The 18,636-nt window shown below is 52.6% G+C and carries 17 protein-coding genes; 10 read left to right on the plus strand and 7 right to left on the minus strand.

Annotated elements, in window-relative coordinates; all coding sequences use genetic code 11:
* Positions 1 to 27: 27 nt before the first annotated feature.
* Positions 28 to 654 carry a uracil phosphoribosyltransferase gene (gene upp, locus ABLV75_RS27075; protein WP_004104429.1) on the minus strand — a complete coding sequence of 209 codons (627 nt, stop codon included), beginning with the start codon at positions 652 to 654 and terminating at the stop codon, positions 28 to 30.
* Positions 655 to 793: 139 nt separating this feature from the next.
* Here upp and ABLV75_RS27080 point away from each other — a divergent pair, with 139 nt between their 5' ends.
* Positions 794 to 1,462: a hypothetical protein gene (locus ABLV75_RS27080; RefSeq protein WP_004104430.1), complete on the plus strand. Its 669-nt coding sequence runs from the start codon at positions 794 to 796 to the stop codon at positions 1,460 to 1,462.
* On the opposite strand, the gene ABLV75_RS27085 is transcribed toward ABLV75_RS27080, so the two are convergent.
* Together ABLV75_RS27085 and bglK are read right to left on the minus strand one after the other, a co-directional pair.
* On the minus strand, positions 1,443 to 2,873 hold the full coding sequence (locus ABLV75_RS27085; protein ID WP_004104431.1) for a 6-phospho-beta-glucosidase: 1,431 nt from the start codon (positions 2,871 to 2,873) through the stop codon (positions 1,443 to 1,445). The genes ABLV75_RS27080 and ABLV75_RS27085 overlap by 20 nt on opposite strands.
* Positions 2,874 to 2,882: 9 nt before the next feature.
* Positions 2,883 to 3,776: a beta-glucoside kinase BglK gene (gene bglK / locus ABLV75_RS27090; protein WP_004104432.1), complete on the minus strand. Its 894-nt coding sequence runs from the start codon at positions 3,774 to 3,776 to the stop codon at positions 2,883 to 2,885.
* 265 nt (positions 3,777 to 4,041) lie between these two features.
* Between bglK and purM the strand changes: the two genes are divergently transcribed.
* From purM to ppx, 4 genes are all read left to right on the plus strand, one after another.
* The gene (purM, locus tag ABLV75_RS27095; RefSeq protein WP_004104433.1) at positions 4,042 to 5,079 is read left to right on the plus strand and encodes a phosphoribosylformylglycinamidine cyclo-ligase; all 1,038 of its coding nucleotides are present in this window, start codon (positions 4,042 to 4,044) and stop codon (positions 5,077 to 5,079) included.
* The gene (purN, locus tag ABLV75_RS27100; RefSeq protein WP_004114390.1) at positions 5,076 to 5,717 is read left to right on the plus strand and encodes a phosphoribosylglycinamide formyltransferase; all 642 of its coding nucleotides are present in this window, start codon (positions 5,076 to 5,078) and stop codon (positions 5,715 to 5,717) included. Before purM ends, purN begins: the two co-directional genes overlap by 4 nt.
* 178 nt (positions 5,718 to 5,895) lie before the next feature.
* Positions 5,896 to 7,956 carry a polyphosphate kinase 1 gene (gene ppk1, locus ABLV75_RS27105; protein ID WP_004104435.1) on the plus strand — a complete coding sequence of 687 codons (2,061 nt, stop codon included), beginning with the start codon at positions 5,896 to 5,898 and terminating at the stop codon, positions 7,954 to 7,956.
* 3 nt (positions 7,957 to 7,959) lie between these two features.
* Complete coding sequence (ppx, locus tag ABLV75_RS27110; RefSeq protein ID WP_004104437.1) at positions 7,960 to 9,501, plus strand: exopolyphosphatase; 1,542 nt, start codon at positions 7,960 to 7,962, stop codon at positions 9,499 to 9,501.
* A 39-nt stretch (positions 9,502 to 9,540) separates the two neighbouring features.
* Here the strand turns inward: ppx and ABLV75_RS27115 are convergent, their stop codons facing one another.
* Positions 9,541 to 11,760, minus strand: coding sequence for an EAL domain-containing protein (locus ABLV75_RS27115; RefSeq protein ID WP_004104439.1), 2,220 nt, complete (start codon positions 11,758 to 11,760; stop codon positions 9,541 to 9,543).
* Positions 11,761 to 12,130: 370 nt separating this feature from the next.
* On the opposite strand from ABLV75_RS27115, the gene ABLV75_RS27120 reads away from it, so the two are divergent.
* Entirely contained in the window at positions 12,131 to 12,322 is a 192-nt protein-coding gene (locus ABLV75_RS27120) for a YfgG family protein (RefSeq protein ID WP_004104447.1), read from the plus strand.
* A 13-nt stretch (positions 12,323 to 12,335) separates the two neighbouring features.
* Here the strand turns inward: ABLV75_RS27120 and ABLV75_RS27125 are convergent, their stop codons facing one another.
* Together ABLV75_RS27125 and ABLV75_RS27130 are read right to left on the minus strand one after the other, a co-directional pair.
* Entirely contained in the window at positions 12,336 to 13,232 is an 897-nt protein-coding gene (locus ABLV75_RS27125; protein WP_004104448.1) for a DMT family transporter, read from the minus strand.
* A complete protein-coding gene (locus ABLV75_RS27130) occupies positions 13,229 to 14,044 on the minus strand; it encodes an alpha/beta hydrolase (RefSeq protein ID WP_224226339.1) in 816 nt (271 codons plus the stop codon). The genes ABLV75_RS27125 and ABLV75_RS27130 overlap by 4 nt, the downstream gene beginning before the upstream one ends.
* 108 nt (positions 14,045 to 14,152) lie before the next feature.
* On the opposite strand from ABLV75_RS27130, the gene ABLV75_RS27135 reads away from it, so the two are divergent.
* Positions 14,153 to 15,055 carry a LysR substrate-binding domain-containing protein gene (locus ABLV75_RS27135; protein ID WP_004104450.1) on the plus strand — a complete coding sequence of 301 codons (903 nt, stop codon included), beginning with the start codon at positions 14,153 to 14,155 and terminating at the stop codon, positions 15,053 to 15,055.
* Here the strand turns inward: ABLV75_RS27135 and ABLV75_RS27140 are convergent.
* Positions 15,046 to 15,942, minus strand: coding sequence for a LysR family transcriptional regulator (locus tag ABLV75_RS27140; RefSeq protein WP_016809528.1), 897 nt, complete (start codon positions 15,940 to 15,942; stop codon positions 15,046 to 15,048). The two genes, ABLV75_RS27135 and ABLV75_RS27140, sit on opposite strands and share 10 nt — an antisense overlap.
* A gap of 98 nt (positions 15,943 to 16,040) precedes the next feature.
* On the opposite strand from ABLV75_RS27140, the gene ABLV75_RS27145 reads away from it, so the two are divergent.
* From ABLV75_RS27145 to ABLV75_RS27155, 3 genes are all read left to right on the plus strand, one after another.
* Positions 16,041 to 17,225 (plus strand): MFS transporter, encoded by a 1,185-nt coding sequence (locus tag ABLV75_RS27145; RefSeq protein ID WP_004104452.1) that lies wholly within the window; start codon positions 16,041 to 16,043, stop codon positions 17,223 to 17,225.
* Between the two features lie 471 nt (positions 17,226 to 17,696).
* Positions 17,697 to 18,074: a hypothetical protein gene (locus ABLV75_RS27150; protein ID WP_049094944.1), complete on the plus strand. Its 378-nt coding sequence runs from the start codon at positions 17,697 to 17,699 to the stop codon at positions 18,072 to 18,074.
* A 22-nt stretch (positions 18,075 to 18,096) separates the two neighbouring features.
* On the plus strand, positions 18,097 to 18,636 hold a 540-nt coding region (locus ABLV75_RS27155; protein WP_348855231.1), incomplete at its 3' end, for a hypothetical protein.

The raw sequence follows: 18,636 nt of genomic DNA on the forward strand, positions 1-18,636 counted from the left end.
TAAAGTCGGCTTTTTCTACTTCATCGTTTATTTCGTACCAAAAATCTTATCGCCGGCATCGCCGAGCCCCGGAATAATGTATCCGTGCTCGTTCAGGCCCTGGTCGATGGACGCGGTATACAGCTCAACGTCCGGATGCGCTTTCTCCAGCGCGGCGATACCTTCCGGCGCGGCCACCAGAACCAGCACCTTAATGCTGGAGCAGCCGGCTTTTTTCAGCAGGTCGATGGTGGCGATCATCGAGCCGCCGGTTGCCAGCATCGGGTCAACCACCAGCGCCATGCGTTCGTCGATATTGGATACCAGCTTCTGGAAGTAAGGAACCGGCTCAAGGGTCTCTTCGTTACGATAGATGCCTACCACGCTGATGCGCGCGCTTGGCACGTGCTCAAGCACGCCTTCCATCATCCCCAGACCCGCGCGCAGAATCGGCACAACGGTAATTTTTTTACCCTTGATCTGCTCAACTTCTACCGGGCCGTTCCAGCCTTCGATGGTCACTTTTTCAGTCGCCAGATCGGCGGTGGCTTCATAAGTCAGTAAGCTGCCAACTTCTGAGGCGAGTTCACGGAAGCGTTTGGTGCTGATGTCGTGCTCACGCATCAGGCCCAGCTTGTGTTTGACGAGTGGGTGTTTCACTTCCACGATCTTCATTCTCTTTCTCCTCTGAGGGGCAGCCACAAAAAAAATCGACGGATTATACCGCTATTCGTTTAACGGACAATATTTTTTTGTTTGATATTGATCAAGCTATCCTCTCTCAATTAACAGGATACTTCAAATTCAAGTGGTTATGGATAACGACTCATCAATACCGAATATGAAACTCTCCTTCGAAGATGTCCTGGTCGGCGGCTATAAGATATGCCTGATGATTTTTACGCTGTGGCTGGGTTGGGTAATTTTTGATGAAGTCAAAATGCAGCGGGATGCAGTAACAACTTTAGCACAAGTGGCCAAAGCATCCAGCGCCAGCGCCTATGAAAGCGCGTTTGAAGGCGAGTGTTATTTGCACGGTCGTTCGGCGAATTGCCGGGATAGAAATTCTCTGGTCATTAACTACCAGGCAGGCGGTAACAATTACCAGGCAGAATTGAGCAATATTCTCTCTCCCCCCGGTGAGCATCCATCAATATGTATTAATTATGTAAAAAACAGTCCTGACATTGTAAAATGCTGCGAGAGTCGTTGGTTCAACCAGCATAAAGATTATGTCATTGCGCCGCTTATTTTCTGGTCGTTTAACCTTATTGGCGCATTTTTCATCGCCGTATTCTACGCCGGGGAAAAAATTAAACGGCAGTTTGCTGATAATAAAAGCGGAAACATGGAACTGGTCGCGCCTGAGCACAATACAGATATCGTCCCCAGTCAGCCCGCCGTGGCTAAAAATAAGAACAAAAAAAGAAGCGGTCGGCGCAAACCGACCGCCAAAAGCGGATTTAAAGCTCGCGTCCGTTAGATGCAATCACCTTTTGATACCAGGCAAAAGATTTCTTGCGGCTACGCGCCAGGGTGCCCTTACCTTCATTGTCTTTATCTACATAGATAAACCCGTAGCGTTTTTTCATCTCGCCGGTACCTGCGGAGACCAGATCGATACAGCCCCACGGGGTGTAGCCCATCAGGTCGACGCCATCCTCAACAACCGCTTTTTTCATCTCGGCGATATGGGCGGAGAGATAGTCGATACGATACTGGTCATCTACCGAACCGTCCGCTTCGCGCACGTCAATGGCGCCAAAGCCGTTCTCCACAATAAACAGCGGCAACTGATAATGGTCCCAGAACCAGTTCAGGGAGTAGCGCAGCCCGACCGGATCAATCTGCCAGCCCCAGTCTGACTTCTGCACGTACGGATTGGAAACCAGGCTGGTGGTTTCGTCATAATCCAGCAGCGGATTGTCATCCGTTGCTTTCGTGGCAAACGACATATAGTAGCTAAAGCCAATATAATCGACGCAGCCCTGAGTCAGCGCCGCGCGGTCTTCTTCGGTGATATCCAGTTTAAAACCGCGGCGCTCGAAGTAGTTCAGCAGGTGCTGCGGATATTTGCCGCGCACGTGAACGTCGGTAAACCAGTAGCGGCGATGCATGGCGTTCATCGCCATCATCATATCGTTGGGCGCGCAGCTCAGCGGGTAAATAGGACACATGGCGATCATGCAGCCCACCTGCAACGACGGGTTAATTTCGCGGGCGGCCTTAACCGCCAGCGCGCTGGCGACCAGCTCATAGTGCGCTGCCTGATACATCACCGGCTCACGGTCTTCACCCGGCAGATACTTCAGTCCGGAGTTAGTAAACGGGGCAAAATCTTCGTGGAAATTGGCCTGGTTATTGATCTCATTAAAGGTCATCCAGTACTTCACTTTATGCTGGTAGCGGGTAAACACCACCCGGGCAAAGCGGACGAAGAAATCAATCAGCTTACGGTTACGCCAGCCGCCGTACTCCGTCACCAGATGGTACGGCATTTCGAAGTGGGAGAGCGTAATCACCGGCTCAATGCCGTGCTTCAGGCACTCGTCGAACAGGTCATCGTAAAACTGCAGGCCGGCTTCGTTAGGTTCTTGCTCATCGCCCTGCGGGAAGATCCTCGTCCAGGCAATGGAGGTGCGGAAACACTTGAAGCCCATTTCGGCAAACAGCTGAACGTCGTCTTTATAACGATGGTAGAAATCAATCGCCTCGTGGTTGGGATAGTTTTTCCCTGGCAGGACGCCATCAGTGATTTCGCGCGGTACGCCGTGCGCGCCTGCGGTCATCACATCGGCGACGCTCACCCCTTTACCGCCCTCTTTCCAGCCGCCTTCCAGCTGATGCGCCGCTACCGCACCGCCCCACAGAAAACCTTCTTTAAATCCAGACATGTTCTCTCCCTATGCGCAGTCGCCGCTCTGCGACCGGTGTTGCTGATTGAAATGGTAAACCGCGCCTACCAGCCCGGCATCGTTGCCGTGGCTGACGGTGTCGAGATACTCCGCAATGCCAAACCAGGCCAGATGCTCGCGCAGCAGCGCCAGAAATCCCGGTCGTTCCACAATTCCACCGCCGATCAAAATCGTTTGCGGATCGAATAAGTTAACGAGGTTGTAAAGCCCGGTACCCAGGCCGTTAAAGAACTCAGCGACCAGCCGTCGACAGGTCGCGTCGCCCGCATCGTAGCGGTCAAAAATCTCTTCGCCGGTGACGTCATCCAGCGCTTTGCCGAGATGCTCAGCGTAGCGATGGCGCAGCACGCGCAGCGTGCAGTTTTCGTTCATCGAATAGCGCCGCACATCGCGGGTGCCCGGACGCGCGGTTTGCATATAACCGAATTCGCCGGCGCGGAAACGTGCGCCGTGGACCAACTGGTTATTACAGAAAATCGCCCCGCCGATGCCGGTGCCGATGGTCAGGACCAGGAAGTTGCTCATGTCGGCGGCTTTACCCCGCCAGCGCTCGGCCAGCAGCACGCAGTTAGCATCATTTTCAATGGCGACGGGCAATCGCACCTGCTGCTCAAGCCAGGCCTTGATAGCGAAGTTATCGAACTTACGGATGGCGCCGCCCATTTCGATAAAGCCGGTGTGCGGATTAACGTAGCCGGGAGCGCTGATCGCCACTCCTTTACATTCCGGGTGAGCGGCGATCCACGCCAGCATCGCCTGCAGGATCTGGTCGCCATCGCTGTCGATAAGGGTCTGCTTTCCTTTATCCAGCAGCTCGCCTTCGCGCGTCATTACCCCCATTTTTAACGCCGTGCCACCGATATCGAATGCGGCAATTTTCATCCTCAGCTTTCCTCCAGAATCCATCAAATTCTCGGTTTATCTCGCGTAGCAGCAGGAAAGAAACCGGTTTCAGTGGCATGATGATTATTCCTGAGAACGCTGGCAAGCAGAAGAATGTACCCGGTTTCATTTTCGTGAACGGTATCAAATTTGCGCACTTATCGGCCGTTTTACATCGACTGCAAAGCAGGCTCGCAAACGTTTGCTTTCCCTGTTAGAATTGCGCCGTTTTTTATTGCTACCGCAAACGCGTGGAGACTTCGCAGTGACCGATAAAACCTCTCTCAGCTATAAAGATGCCGGCGTGGATATTGATGCAGGCAACGCTCTCGTCGACCGTATTAAGGGCGTGGTGAAGAAAACTCGCCGCCCGGAAGTGATGGGTGGACTGGGCGGATTCGGCGCGCTGTGCGCGCTGCCGCAGAAGTATCGCGAGCCGGTTCTGGTCTCCGGCACCGACGGCGTCGGCACCAAGCTGCGTCTGGCGATGGACCTGAAGCGCCACGACACTATCGGTATCGACCTGGTCGCCATGTGCGTAAACGACCTCGTGGTTCAGGGCGCCGAGCCGCTGTTCTTCCTTGATTACTACGCGACCGGCAAACTGGATGTTGATACTGCGGCGAGCGTAATCAGCGGCATTGCCGAAGGTTGTCTGCAGTCAGGCTGCGCGCTGGTGGGCGGCGAGACGGCGGAAATGCCGGGCATGTATCACGGAGAAGATTATGACGTGGCTGGTTTCTGCGTCGGCGTGGTAGAAAAGTCAGAAATTATCGACGGCAGCAAAGTAGCCGATGGCGATGTGCTGGTGGCGCTGGCCTCCAGCGGACCGCACTCTAACGGCTACTCTCTGGTACGCAAAATTATCGAAGTCAGCGGCGTTGACCCGCAAACCACCGATCTCAACGGCAAACCGCTGGCTGACCACCTGCTGGCCCCGACCCGCATTTATGTGAAGTCCGTGCTCGACCTGATTGCCAACGTAGACGTGCACGCTATCGCCCACCTGACCGGCGGCGGCTTCTGGGAAAATATCCCGCGCGTCCTGCCGGACAACACCCAGGCGGTCATTGATGAATCTTCCTGGCAGTGGCCGGAAGTGTTCAACTGGCTGCAAACCGCGGGTAACGTCAGCAGCCACGAAATGTATCGCACCTTTAACTGCGGCGTCGGCATGGTAATCGCGCTGCCGGCAGACGCGGCGGATAAGGCGATTGCCTTCCTGAACGACAAAGGTGAAAACGCGTGGAAAATAGGGTATATCAAAGCCTCTGATTCCGAACAGCGTGTGGTCATTGAATGAAAAACATCGTGGTGCTGATTTCCGGCAACGGTAGCAACCTGCAGGCGATTATCGACGCCTGCGCCCGGAAAAAAATCAACGGCACCCTGCGTGCAGTCTTCAGCAACAAGGCCGACGCGTTCGGCCTTGAGCGCGCGCGCGCGGCGAATATTCCGGCTCACGCTCTCGCCGCCAGCCAGTTTGCCAACCGGGAAGCCTTCGATCGCGAGCTGATGCACGAGATCGACGCCTATGCGCCGGATCTGGTGGTACTGGCCGGCTATATGCGTATTCTTAGTCCGGCTTTTGTCGCCCACTATCAGGGGCGGATGCTGAATATCCACCCTTCCCTGCTGCCAAAATATCCGGGGCTGCATACCCATCGCCAGGCTCTGGAAAATGGCGATGAGGAGCACGGGACGTCGGTGCATTTCGTGACCGATGAGCTGGACGGCGGTCCGGTGGTATTGCAGGCAAAGGTGCCGGTTTTCGCTGAAGATACCGAAGACGACATTACCGCCCGCGTACAGGCGCAGGAACACGATATCTATCCCCTGGCTATTAGCTGGTTTGTCGACGGCCGCCTGCGCGCGGAGGGCAACGAAGCCTGGCTTGATGAAGTGAAGCTACCGCCGCAAGGCTACGCTGCCGAAGAGTAACCTCCCGCCCTGCGTTTATCCACGCGGGGCTTTTTTTTGATTAAAATCGTTTAACAATCAAATATATTGGAGAAATAATTCTTCTTACTGTCATATTGTTGTGACAGAGTGAATCGCTATGCGGAAAATTTCGTCATAATAGTCTATGTCCTGTGAGTAAAACGGAGTGTGAGCTGTAATGGGCCAGGAAAAGCTATACATCGAAAAAGAACTCAGCTGGTTATCCTTCAACGAGCGCGTACTTCAGGAAGCGGCGGACAAAAGCAATCCGCTGATCGAGCGCATGCGTTTTTTGGGGATTTACTCCAACAACCTCGATGAATTTTACAAGGTGCGCTTTGCCGAACTGAAGCGCCGCATCATCATTAGCGAAGAACAAGGCAGTACCGCACACTCTCGCCATCTGCTGGGAAAAATCCAGGCTCGCGTGCTCAAGGCCGATCAGGAGTTTGACGGTTTATACAATGAGCTGCTGCTGGAGATGGCGCGTAACCAGATTTTCCTGATTAACGAACGCCAGCTCTCCGTCAACCAGCAGTCCTGGCTGCGCAACTACTTCAAGCTGTATCTTCGTCAGCACATTACGCCGATCCTGATTAACCGCGAAACGGATCTGGTGCAGTTTCTGAAGGATGATTACACCTATCTGGCCGTCGAGATTATTCGCGGGGATAGCATCAATTACGCGCTTCTCGAGATTCCATCAGACAAGGTGCCGCGTTTTGTGAATCTGCCGCCGGAAGCGCCGCGCCGTCGCAAGCCAATGATTCTGTTAGACAACATTCTGCGCTATTGTCTGGATGATATCTTCAAGGGCTTTTTCGATTACGATGCGCTGAATGCCTACTCGATGAAAATGACGCGTGATGCCGAATACGATCTGGTGCATGAGATGGAATCGAGCCTGATGGAACTGATGTCCTCCAGCCTGAAGCAGCGTCTGACCGCCGAGCCGGTGCGCTTCGTTTATCAGCGCGATATGCCGGACGCGATGGTCGAAATGCTGCGCGACAAGCTCTCCATCTCTAACTACGACTCTATGCTGCCGGGCGGTCGTTACCACAATTTTAAAGACTTTATCGGCTTCCCCAACGTCGGCAAAGCCAATCTGGTGAATAAACCGATGCCGCGTCTGCGCCATCTGTGGTTCGATAAATTCCGTAACGGCTTTGATGCAATTCGCGAACGCGACGTGCTGCTTTATTATCCGTACCACACTTTCGAACACGTGCTTGAGCTGCTGCGCCAGGCCTCTTTCGACCCGAGCGTGCTGGCCATCAAAATCAACATCTACCGCGTAGCGAAAGATTCACGAATCATCGACTCGATGATTCACGCCGCCCACAACGGTAAGAAAGTAACCGTGGTCGTGGAGCTACAGGCGCGTTTCGATGAAGAAGCCAATATTCACTGGGCTAAACGCCTGACCGAAGCTGGCGTGCACGTCATTTTCTCCGCCCCGGGTCTCAAAATTCACGCCAAGCTGTTCCTGGTTTCGCGTAAAGAGGGTGATGAAGTCGTGCGCTATGCGCACATCGGTACCGGCAACTTCAACGAAAAAACCGCGCGTCTGTACACCGACTATTCGCTGCTGACCGCCGATGCGCGCATCACCAATGAAGTCCGCCGGGTATTTAACTTTATCGAAAACCCCTATCGTCCGGTCAGCTTCGATTACCTGCTGGTATCGCCGCAAAACTCGCGCCGACTGCTTTATGAGATGATCGATCGCGAGATCGCCAACGCGCAAAATAGTCAGCCATCAGGAATCACCCTGAAGCTGAACAATCTGGTCGATAAAGGCCTGGTAGACCGCCTTTACGCCGCCTCCAGCTCAGGCGTTCCGGTTAATTTGCTTATTCGCGGCATGTGCTCGCTGATCCCTGGCCTCGAAGGAATCAGCGAAAATATACGCGTCATCAGCATTGTTGACCGTTTCCTTGAGCATGACCGCGTTTATTGCTTTGAAAACGGCGGCGATAAGCAGGTTTGGCTATCGTCCGCGGACTGGATGACGCGCAATATTGACTATCGTATCGAAGTGGCCGCGCCGCTGCTGGATCCGCGTCTGAAACAGCGCGTACTCGATATTTTCGATCTCCTCTTCAACGATACGGTCAAAGCACGCTATCTTGATAAAGAACTGAGTAATCGCTACGTGCCGCGCGGCAATCGCCGCAAAGTGCGCGCACAGATGGCGATATACGACTACCTCAAATCACTTGAACAGCCCGATTAACCTATGCCAATAAACGAAAATGCCCCTCGGCCGCAGGAGTTCGCTGCGGTCGACCTCGGTTCGAACAGTTTTCATATGGTGATCGCCCGTGTCGTTGACGGAGCAATGCAGATCATCGGTCGTCTGAAACAGCGCGTACATCTGGCCGACGGCCTGGATGAAAACTCTGTACTGAGCGAAGAGGCTATTGCGCGCGGGCTGAACTGCCTGTCGCTATTCGCCGAGCGCCTGCAGGGTTTTGACCCATCCAGCGTCTGCATCGTCGGCACGCACACGCTGCGCCAGGCGACAAACGCCGCAGAATTCCTCAAGCGCGCGGAGCAGGTCATCCCCTACCCGATTGAAATCATCCCCGGCAATGAAGAAGCGCGTCTGATTTTTATGGGCGTTGAGCATACGCAGCCGGAACGAGGCCGTAAGCTGGTCATCGATATCGGCGGCGGCTCTACCGAGCTGGTTATCGGCGAGGATTTCGAACCTCGCCTGGTGGAAAGCCGCCGTATGGGCTGCGTGAGCTTCTCTCAGGCCTATTTTGCTGGCGGCGTCATCAATAAAGAGAATTTCCAGCGCGCGAGACTTTCAGCCGTGCAGAAGCTGGAAACGCTGGCCTGGCAGTTCCGCATCCAGGGGTGGAACGTAGCCCTGGGCGCGTCCGGCACCATTAAAGCCGCTCACGAAGTGCTGGTGGCGATGGGCGAGAAAGACGGGTTCATCACTCCCGAGCGCCTCGAGATGCTGGTCGAAGAGCTGTTGAAGTATAAAAACTTCGACTCGCTGAGCCTGCCCGGGCTGTCTGAAGATCGAAAAGCCGTTTTTGCGCCCGGTCTGGCTATCCTGTGCGGGGTATTTGACGCGCTGGCGATTAAAGAGCTGCGCTTGTCCGACGGCGCGCTGCGCGAGGGCGTCCTGTACGAGATGGAAGGACGTTTCCGTCATCAGGATATCCGTAGCCGCACCGCGCAAAGCCTGGCGAACCAGTACAACATCGACCGTGAGCAGGCGCGACGCGTCCTGGAGACCACCACGCATATTTATGAGCAATGGCAGGAGCAGAATCCCAAGCTTGCCAATCCGCATCTGGCGGCGCTGCTGAAATGGGCAACCATGCTCCATGAAGTTGGCTTAAACATTAACCACAGCGGCATGCACCGTCATTCGGCTTATATTCTGCAACATAGCGATCTGCCGGGCTTTAATCAGGAACAGCAAATGCTGATGGCCACCCTGGTTCGCTATCACCGTAAAGCGATTAAGCTGGATGATTTGCCGCGTTTTACGCTGTTTAAGAAAAAGCAGTTTCTGCCGTTGATTCAGCTGCTGCGCCTTGGCGTGCTGTTGAATAACCAGCGCCAGGCGACGACCACGCCGCCGACCCTCACGCTGAAAACCGAGGCCAACCACTGGACGCTGACCTTCCCGCACGACTGGTTTAGCCAGAATGCGCTGGTACTGCTCGATCTGGAAAAAGAGCAGGAGTACTGGGAAGGCGTACCTGACTGGTGGCTAAAAATCAGCGAGGAAGAGAAGCCTGGCGCGGCCAGCTAGTTTATCTCACGCGGGCCGGACTTCCGGCCCGTTGTTCTATCAAGCCATAACCAGCGCCTCAAGCGGCGCTGGTCTGCCAATCTCGTAGCCCTGCATATAGTCAATCCCCAGCGAAATCACCGCCTGGCGAATCTCCGGCGTTTCGACATATTCGGCCACTACCTGCATGTTTCTCATCCGGGCCAGCAGGCAAATGGAAGCAACGGCTTGATAGTCCAGACTGCTGGAGACCAGATTACGAATAAAACTGCCGTCAATTTTCAGCAAATCCGCATTCATCGTTTTCAGCCGCGCGTAGCTGGCATAACCGGTGCCAAAATCATCAATTGCCACCCGGCATCCCAGCTCCTGAAGCTGCGCCAGGGTTTTACGCGCCTGTTCCGGATTTGTCAGTGAATGGTTTTCAGTCAGCTCAAAAATAATCTGCCAGGGCTCAATGTCGTAATGCTCCAGCAGCGCTTGCACCTGTTGATGAAAATGGCTGTTGCTCACTGAAAAAGGTGAGATATTTATCGCCAGACGCATTCCCGGCAGCTTCTTGCGCTGCTTGTCCATAAACATAAGCGTATGTTCGAGTACCCAGCTATCAATACGCGCCGAGAAGCCAAACTCGTGTGCTACCGGTAAAAAGATATCCGGCATGACGATTTCATCATTGTCGTTCAACATCCTGAGCAGGACTTCGTGGTAGCTATCCCCGCGGATGCCGACAATCGGCTGCGCCATCAGGAGGAACCGATCCTGATCAAGCGCCTTCACCAGCTGATTCATTATCGCGACTTTGTCTTTCAGCTCTTGCTGCAGATTGATGGCGCCGCGGCGCTGTAAGTTTTCAGGGCTTCCGGTCGCCAGAGAAAGGTCGGCCGCGCTGTTGAGTTCGCCAAGCAGCAAATGCAGATGCATCACCGGCGAGCGAACGTTGCAATAGCTGAATCCCACGGGCGGCTGCAGCGGCATACCATTCCAGACAAAACGAAATTTTTTGAGGTGCTCATAGAGCTGGGGAATGCGCTGCTGATGGCCTTCACTGTTCAGATGAACCACCAGCTCATGCCCTGCCATCTGGTAGATATCCTCCCCAGGGCGCAGTAACTCGCTGAGCGACTCGGCCAGCAGCTGCTTGTACTGAATACGCAACAGAACACCGTAGTGGCGGCCCAATATTTCCAGTTCAGGAATGCGCAGGAAACACAGCACGGACCAGGAGGATTTATTTAACGCCCGACTCAGCGCCCGGATATTAGGCAAGCGAACGACCGGATCGATGAAGGCCATCCGACGCATGCGCGAGTAAAAAACTCGCTGCTGCGTCGCCAGCATTGCCATATAGGCGATAATAAATGAAAACACCAGATAGCTGGAGGAGGTGATCGCCAGCTGATTGTTATAAATCGGGGAATGCGGGAGATATTGATAGTGAAAGTGAATAATAATAATTAAAACAAGTGACCAGACTAATGAAATAAAGCGATAGCCAAAGCGCATCGCCCCCCATAACATCACCGGCATCAGCAAGGATAACGTATAATTTGTACTGAATATGGTGCTCGTACTATTCAGCGGCATCAATAGAAGGAATAATAGAATTATCAGCACCACTGCCCATATAACAAATTCAAAGCGCTTTATTTTTGGGTCGATCTGTAAGCGAATTTGCGATATAAACCCGCGGATATAAAGCGGATTGCGGATAGTTCGAATAACGAAGTAGCACAACGGCACGCCGGTTAAACATCCCGCCATCAGGGCCTGAAAGGTGATAAGCGAACGCAAACTTAAGGGATTGACCCCTATCAACCCGGTAGCGCGTGGATGAATGCCCAGATACTCGGCCAGCTGCGACAGGATAAGAAAGATCAGGGACGGCAACAGCATCTGCCAGAACAATCGCTGAGGCATCAGACTTACGTTGCCATGCGAGATTTGCTGCCTTCGCGGGACAAAAACGCGATAACCGCCCCAGCATAAAACGGTCGGAATAAGAAAATGGAAAATGACGCCGATAGTATCTTCCAGCGACATGCCGCGCGTAATGGAAAGCAACAACCCGAGAACGATCCCCGGTAATGCGGCCCAGCCGAAAAACAGCATCAGGCTCAGTACTAGCGCCAGGGGTAAATAGTAAAGAGAGACTTCATTACCATCCAGCAACGCAACGGTATTAGCCCATCGTGACACGGGAAGCAAACATACAGGTAAGATAAGCGGTAGCGCCCACCATTTATCCCGATATTGCCTGTAAAGTTTAATTAAGTTCATAGATGCTCTACGGATAACCCTAAATCCTGCAGGGTGTATTCAGGCAGGCATCCAACCAACCGTCATAATCGCGCCAGGAATAACAACGCGGAACTGGCTGGTGATTTTAGTTATCGCTGCGAACAGACGATTGATATAAATCAAGAAATCACGTAGCTGATATTAATAATACCGTTTTTTTAACATTCATCCGCCATAAGCAGAAAGCATGTAAATACGAGGATTATCTTATATAACATTAATTAATGTTTTGCCTGCGGGATTTTTACATCCTCATCAATTGACCCTTCCGCTTTCCTGTGCCTTAATACGCACATCGCCCAGCCTTTGGGTATACTTTAAGGAACCTTTTGTGAGTCAGGCACCCAGTATGCGTAAACGACATCGATTTAACCGTCGCATGACCCGTATCGTACTGCTTATCAGCTTTATCTTCTTCTTTGGACGCTTTGTCTACTCCTCCATTGGTGCCTGGTACCATCATCAGGACAAAAAGCAATCGCAGCAATCCACTATCACCGTTGAGCCTTCGGATTCAGCAAAAGCGCCTGAGCAAAAATAAACGCTCAAAAAGACTAATGCCGAAGCACAACCAGCACACCAGCCATCACTAACAATGTGCCCGCTATTTGTGCCAGCGAAATGGGTTCTCCCAGTAACCACCAGCTAAAGAATACGGTTAGCATTGGTCCCAGAAGGCCGATCAGCACGGCGCGTTCCGCACCAATGCGCTGCACGGCCGCCGACTGCCAGAAGATCGGTAATACGGTTGAGAAGAGCGCCATCGCGCCACACCATAGATATACCTGCCACGGCAGGTTAAGCGCGGATAACGGTTGAGCAAGATAAAAATGGGTTTGCGTGGCAAGAGATGAAACCAGCAGGGCAAGAACCGAGAACTTCATCGACCCCATACGCCGGATTGCCACCTCTGACCCGGCATTATAAATGGCATACAGTAAGGCCGCAGCGGCGATCAGACCACCACCGAGCACCAGGCTGTGCATATCACCGCTAATCTGCAGATCGTGGACAAACGCCAGCAGAATTCCCGACCAGGAGAGCGCTAAGGCCAGGAGTACCTTTTTTTCGAAACGCTTACCCAAAAACAAGACGCCAATCAGAATAGTGAGCGCCGGGTAGGTAAATAAGATCAGCCGCTCAAGCCCGGCGGTAATATAGCGCAGGCCCATAAAATCCAGGATCGCCGAACCGTAATACCCCACTATTCCCAGCAGCAGTAGCAGCAGATAATCACGACGCTGCAGTGGTACACCGCTACGCAGCACCCGTAGAGCAACCAGGATAACGAAAGGTAACGACAGGGTCATCCGCAGCATGAGTAAAGTAATGGCATCTACCGTTGCCTGCTCGTAGGCAAGCTTGACGAATATTGCCTTAAACGAGAAACCAAAAGCCGCGCAGACGGAAAATAGCACGCCGATCAGCTGTGAAGATGACGCTTTATTCATCGTGAGGCCTGCTGCAATAAAGCTATCTGTCGCCACATCTCCGGCGAGTTTGAATACATAGGGAAATGCCCGCAATGCGGAATTTCCGCCAACTTTACACCACGGCGGGCAATAGAAGATAAATAGCTTAGCCCGGCATTCTGGTCGCCGTACATAAACATTTTTGGACACGGTAAATTAAGGAATTTCGCCATTAACTCACCGTGGTCAGAATAATCCACCATCGAAGAGAAAATCCCCGGCACCGCTTCAGCGCGAACCTTTTGCGGCAGGCTGCTGGCATAGAGCGCGCTGGCCCAGGCTGGCGATTGGCGAGTGCGTTCAATAAAGCGCGCGAAGAAACGTTCCGCGTCCGGCTCAGCATATTGCACAATTTGCCGGCTCAAAAAGCAGTCTTCCGGCGCGATATTGCCCTCAATATTCACAAAACTTAGCACTCGCTCGGGGAAAGCGTGCGCCAGCAGAAGCGATGTTAATCCTCCCATTGAATGCCCGACCAGGTGAAAGCGCGTAAACCCCGCGTGGGAAATCACCTTCAGCGCCGTCTCAAGCAGAAAGGGTAACCCCATCTTGCTGTAATCAGCGCATTGGCTCTCACCACAACCCGGTGCATCCCAGGCAATAAACGGCTGCCCCTCAAAGGCTCGATGGCGCACGAAATCAGCGTAATCCTCTTTGCTGGAGCCAAAACCGTGAAGAAAGACGACCGGCTCCCCCGTTCCTTCACGGCTAATGGACGCGATATCAAGCCCGATGCCCTGCACCGTCATTGGCAAGCGCTGCCATGTCAACTCCGGCTGTATTTTCATCATATCCTCATTGCTTATCATTCCTGGGCTGGAATCATAACCAGCTATGTTGATATGTAAATTCTTATAAAATAAACTCTGTGATACTAAATAAGTAACAGAATATCTCTCATGAGCAATATTGATTTTCGTCGTATTAAGCAGCTGTGGATGTTTCTCGCAGTAGCGGAAGAGGAACACTTTGGCCGCGCGGCGCTGCGCCTCGGGATGTCACAACCGCCGCTAACGGAACAAATCAAGCTCCTGGAGCACGGGCTGAAACTCCAGCTGTTCGAGCGTTCGCGGCGCGGGACCCGCCTGAGTCCGGCCGGAGCCGCACTCCTGCCCGCGGTACGCCAGTTCGCCGACCAGCTCAGCCAGTTGGGCAGAACCGTCGATGAAATCGCCGCAGGCCACTCGGCGGTATTGAATATCGGGGCGATAACCTCGGCCATGCTGGAGACCTTACCCCCACTGCTTGAGGAGCTTAAGCGCGCTACGCCCGGGCTAACAATATTTATCCGGGAAATCGATAGTGTCGATGCGATCCCCGCACTGGAGAACGGTGAACTGGATCTGGCTTTTGTGCGCCTGGAAGGTGAGACCGAAGGCCACATCACGACTTTGCCGCTGGAAGAGTCACGCCTGGCTGTCGCGCTACCGGTCGATCATCCGCTGGCCTTACAGCATCGCGTCAGCCTGCGCGCGCTGGCAAAGGAGCCGATGGTAATGTCTGCTCGCCAGGTCAGCCCGGCCTGGTTTGATCTCCTCACCTCGCTGTGTCGCACCCACGGTTTTACTCCCCGCATTCTGCATGAGGTCCGCTCGGTAAGTTCACAAATTGCGTTCGTCAGCTGCGGCCAGGGCATCGCGCTGGTTCCCGCCTCCACCCGCAAACTGGCGCCGGCTAATGTGGTGATAAAGGCCCTGGAAGAGAAGCAGATGGTTGTTACCGCGGCGGCGGCGTGGAACAGCGAGCGTCACCACCCGCTGGTTGATTCAGCCATTGCTTTATTGAAAACACGCTACGCCTGACCATTCTCCAACTTCTGCAGTAAACGCAGGATCTCAGCAATACCTTTGCTGATAATTTTATCCTGCCGCATGATTATGCCTAACTGACGATGCAGCAGCGGAGTCAGTGATTGAACATTTAAGCCAATACGATCCTGCGGATGCTCTACCGCCATTCTCGGCACAATGCTGAACCCCAACCCCGCACGTACCATGCGCTTAATCGCCTCAATGCTGCCTAACTGCATGACTGGCGCTATCGCCCGCCCATCGGCAAGAAACCAGCCATCGATCAGATCCCGGGTTCCGCTTCCCGATTCAAAAGCGATTAGCGGTAATGATTGCAGAATCTCTGGCGTCAGCGACCACGGTAACTCATCCTGCCCATCGCTGAAAATACACACAAACTCCTCCTCTAACACCGGCATAACCGCCAGACTGCGTCCATTCGCCGGTAGCGTACAAAGCCCAAGGTCGAGCCGATTCTCTTCAATAGCCCGAACCACCTCAAGCGTATTGCCAACCGTGACCCTCACCGTCAATAAAGGATGCTCATGATGTAGCTTCTGCAGTAACGGAGGTAGCAGATGAATACAGGCGGTTGCTCCGGATCCCAGCGTTACCGAGCCGCTGATTTCACGATTGAATTCACTCACCGATTGCACCGCCGCGCCCACCGCCTGTTCAATCCGATCGCTGTGGGCCAGCAGGGCGATACCGGCCGCCGTCGCTTTAATTCCCCGCCCGGTGCGCTCAAGCAGCCTGGTTTGTAGAAACTGTTCCAGCTGACGTACCTGCAGGCTGACCGCAGGCTGCGACAATCCCAGTACGTCTGCCGCAGCGGAGAAGCTCCCGCGCTGTACGACCAGGCGGAACGTCGCCAGATTTCCCAGATTGAGCGTCATCATCACAAAGTTTCTCTTATAAGGGTCATAAACGGACCGGCCTGCCTGCACAATAGCGCGCAAGGTATGCTGCCGACAACAGCGTAACTGAATGGAAAATCATGAATACACCTGCGAACTCGCACTCCGCGCCGGGCTTTATCACGCTGGCCGCCGGGTGCAATCAGCTGATTAACTGGGGAATCTCGTTTTATATGCCCGGCACTTTTGCCAGGGCTATCGCTCAGGAGACCGGCTGGACCGCCACGGAAATCTATTTCGGACTGACCCTCGCCATGCTCATGATGGCGACGCTTTCTCCATTTATCGCCCGGCTTCTGGCCCGCTTTGGCGGCCAGCGAATAGTCATTACCGGTACGCTGGCGATTTCAGCGGGGTGTCTGCTGATGGCTTACGTCCATAGCCTGACGGGCTGGTTCGCCGCCTGGCTTCTGACCGGCATCGGTATGCGGCTGGCGCTGTATGACGCGCTGTTCGCGGCGCTGGTGAATCTTTACGGGCAGCGGGCCAGGTTGACCATATCGCGCGTGACGCTGGCCGGAGGATTAGCCTCGGCCCTGTTCTGGCCGCTTGGCGCCTGGCTGCTGACGCGGATGGACTGGCGGCACGCGCTGCTGATCTACGCCCTGTTTGGCCTGCTTAGCGCGCTGCTGTTGTGGAAAATGCCGAATACCAAATTACCGTTGCCGGTAAGGGTGAAAAAAAACCAGCAGCAGTCAAAGCATGATAGACGTCCGGCCCTGCTGTACGCGTCGTTGATTGCGCTGGTTACCTTTATATCCAACGGCACGTCAACGCATCTTCCCGAGTTCATCGCCAGCGTTGGGCTTCCTGTCGCGGTGGGAATGCTATGGGGAATTGGACAAACCGGCGCGCGCTTTCTCGAAGTGGCATCCGGCTCCGCGCTCACACCGCTGCGGCTAACGATATTGACGACCTCGCTGATGCCGCTCTGCTTTGCGCTTGGACTGAGCGGCGCTTTTCTGTCGTGGGCGGCCGGCGGATTTGTACTGGGTTACGGCGCGATCAACGGCCTGACCACCGTGTTTAAGGCCACTTTACCGCTGCAGCTCTTTGCCGCCGAGGATTATGCCCGGCTAACCGGCATTCTGTTGATTCCCGCGCAACTGCTGGCCGCCATATCGCCGTTTGCCTACGCATGGATTAATCATTATCTTGGGATGTCAGGCTGCTTAGCGGTCTCTGCCGCTTTGTCCCTGGTGGTAGCAGGGTTAGCAATAATGATTGCTATCAATCAATACAGACTAACAGCGACCATTCGGTAAGCTGAATTGACGGGAAATGGCGCCAATAAACCAGAGACTCTTACTTAACCACAGGATTAAATTTGTCTATAACGTCCCCTCTGCCATCTCTATTAAAAAAGGTCAACGTGGAATCGCCAATAGAGATTAAAAAATCAGCAGAATAAAACTATATAAGATTACAAGGAAGATATTATATATTTATTCTGCTAAAAAACTTCTAAAATCCGCCGCCCAGAAGATAGCCCCCTCAGACTAATGCGAAAAAATAAAAAACCAATGTTACATATAGTAATTAAATCTGATTTTATTGCAGCCACTTACTCCACAAACCATCAAGGTAAAATAAAAACAATTTAGTATCAATAAGTTACAGTGAATCAAAAAAACAACCACTCCGGTAATTCAATATCCCTGTCTCTAAACCTGTAGTACATATATTTCTTTTTTGATACCTTACGCCTATTAGTAATTTGGTCCATGGAGGACACTTTGAAAAAGCTTCCAGTAATTATAATCACGCTATCTGTACTCTTTTTACAGGGGTGCGCTAAACCAATTAAAAAAAGCCCCGAAAAGCTGAGAGAGCAACCGCCAAAAATGTTGAAATTTCAACGTTGCATTACTGATGCTAAAACCTTATCCCAGTTAGATAGTAAATATGAGAAAAGCACCAAAGAGCTGTATACCTTAGTTAATAATGCAAAATTTTATGCGTCTATAGCCGATGAGTCATCGACAAACGTAAGTTCAACAATAACGCCATTTTTTGATTATAAATTAAATGAAATATGTAACAACATATCTCTTATGTTAATTGAAGAATTTCAAAAAAATACTATTAATTCGATCAACAAAGCCAAGAGCTAGAAACAAGGATGTTTGATTTCATATGACAAAATTAAACAAACTAACAATTGCTTCATTATTAGTGTTCATTGCCCTAAATAAAACAGCATCAGCTGAACAAAGCGAGTTTCTTAACGCCATAAAAAATATAAACTTACAGAGTATTGGTGCAAATGAAACAGTAGAACCATCGGATAACAGATCGCAGAATATTAATAGTGAAGCCAGCATCAATGATAAGTTAGAACAAAAAAATAAAAAACTCCAGATGAAGTATGAAAAACTATTGGGATCGTACAATGAAATAAAATTGAACGGTGGCTCTGGTAATGCGGAATCCCAAAAAACAACTATCTCCGTTCTCACTAATGAAAAGGATAAACTTAACGCTGAGAATACCGCGCTACGTAAGCAGCTAGCTGATGCCACTTCAACTCTTTCCGCCATGCGCAAGCAAGAAGAGCTGTCCTTCGCCAGTCAGAAAAAAGAACTGAGCTCTCTGGGCCAGGAAAACGCCCGCCTGCTCAGCGAATCTGAGGCTACACGTAAACAGCTTGCCGAGGCCGCTTCGCAGCTGGCAGCG

The organism is Klebsiella sp. CN_Kp066, assembly GCF_040065135.1.
In the GTDB taxonomy this organism is placed as follows: Bacteria; Pseudomonadota; Gammaproteobacteria; order Enterobacterales; family Enterobacteriaceae; genus Klebsiella; species Klebsiella oxytoca.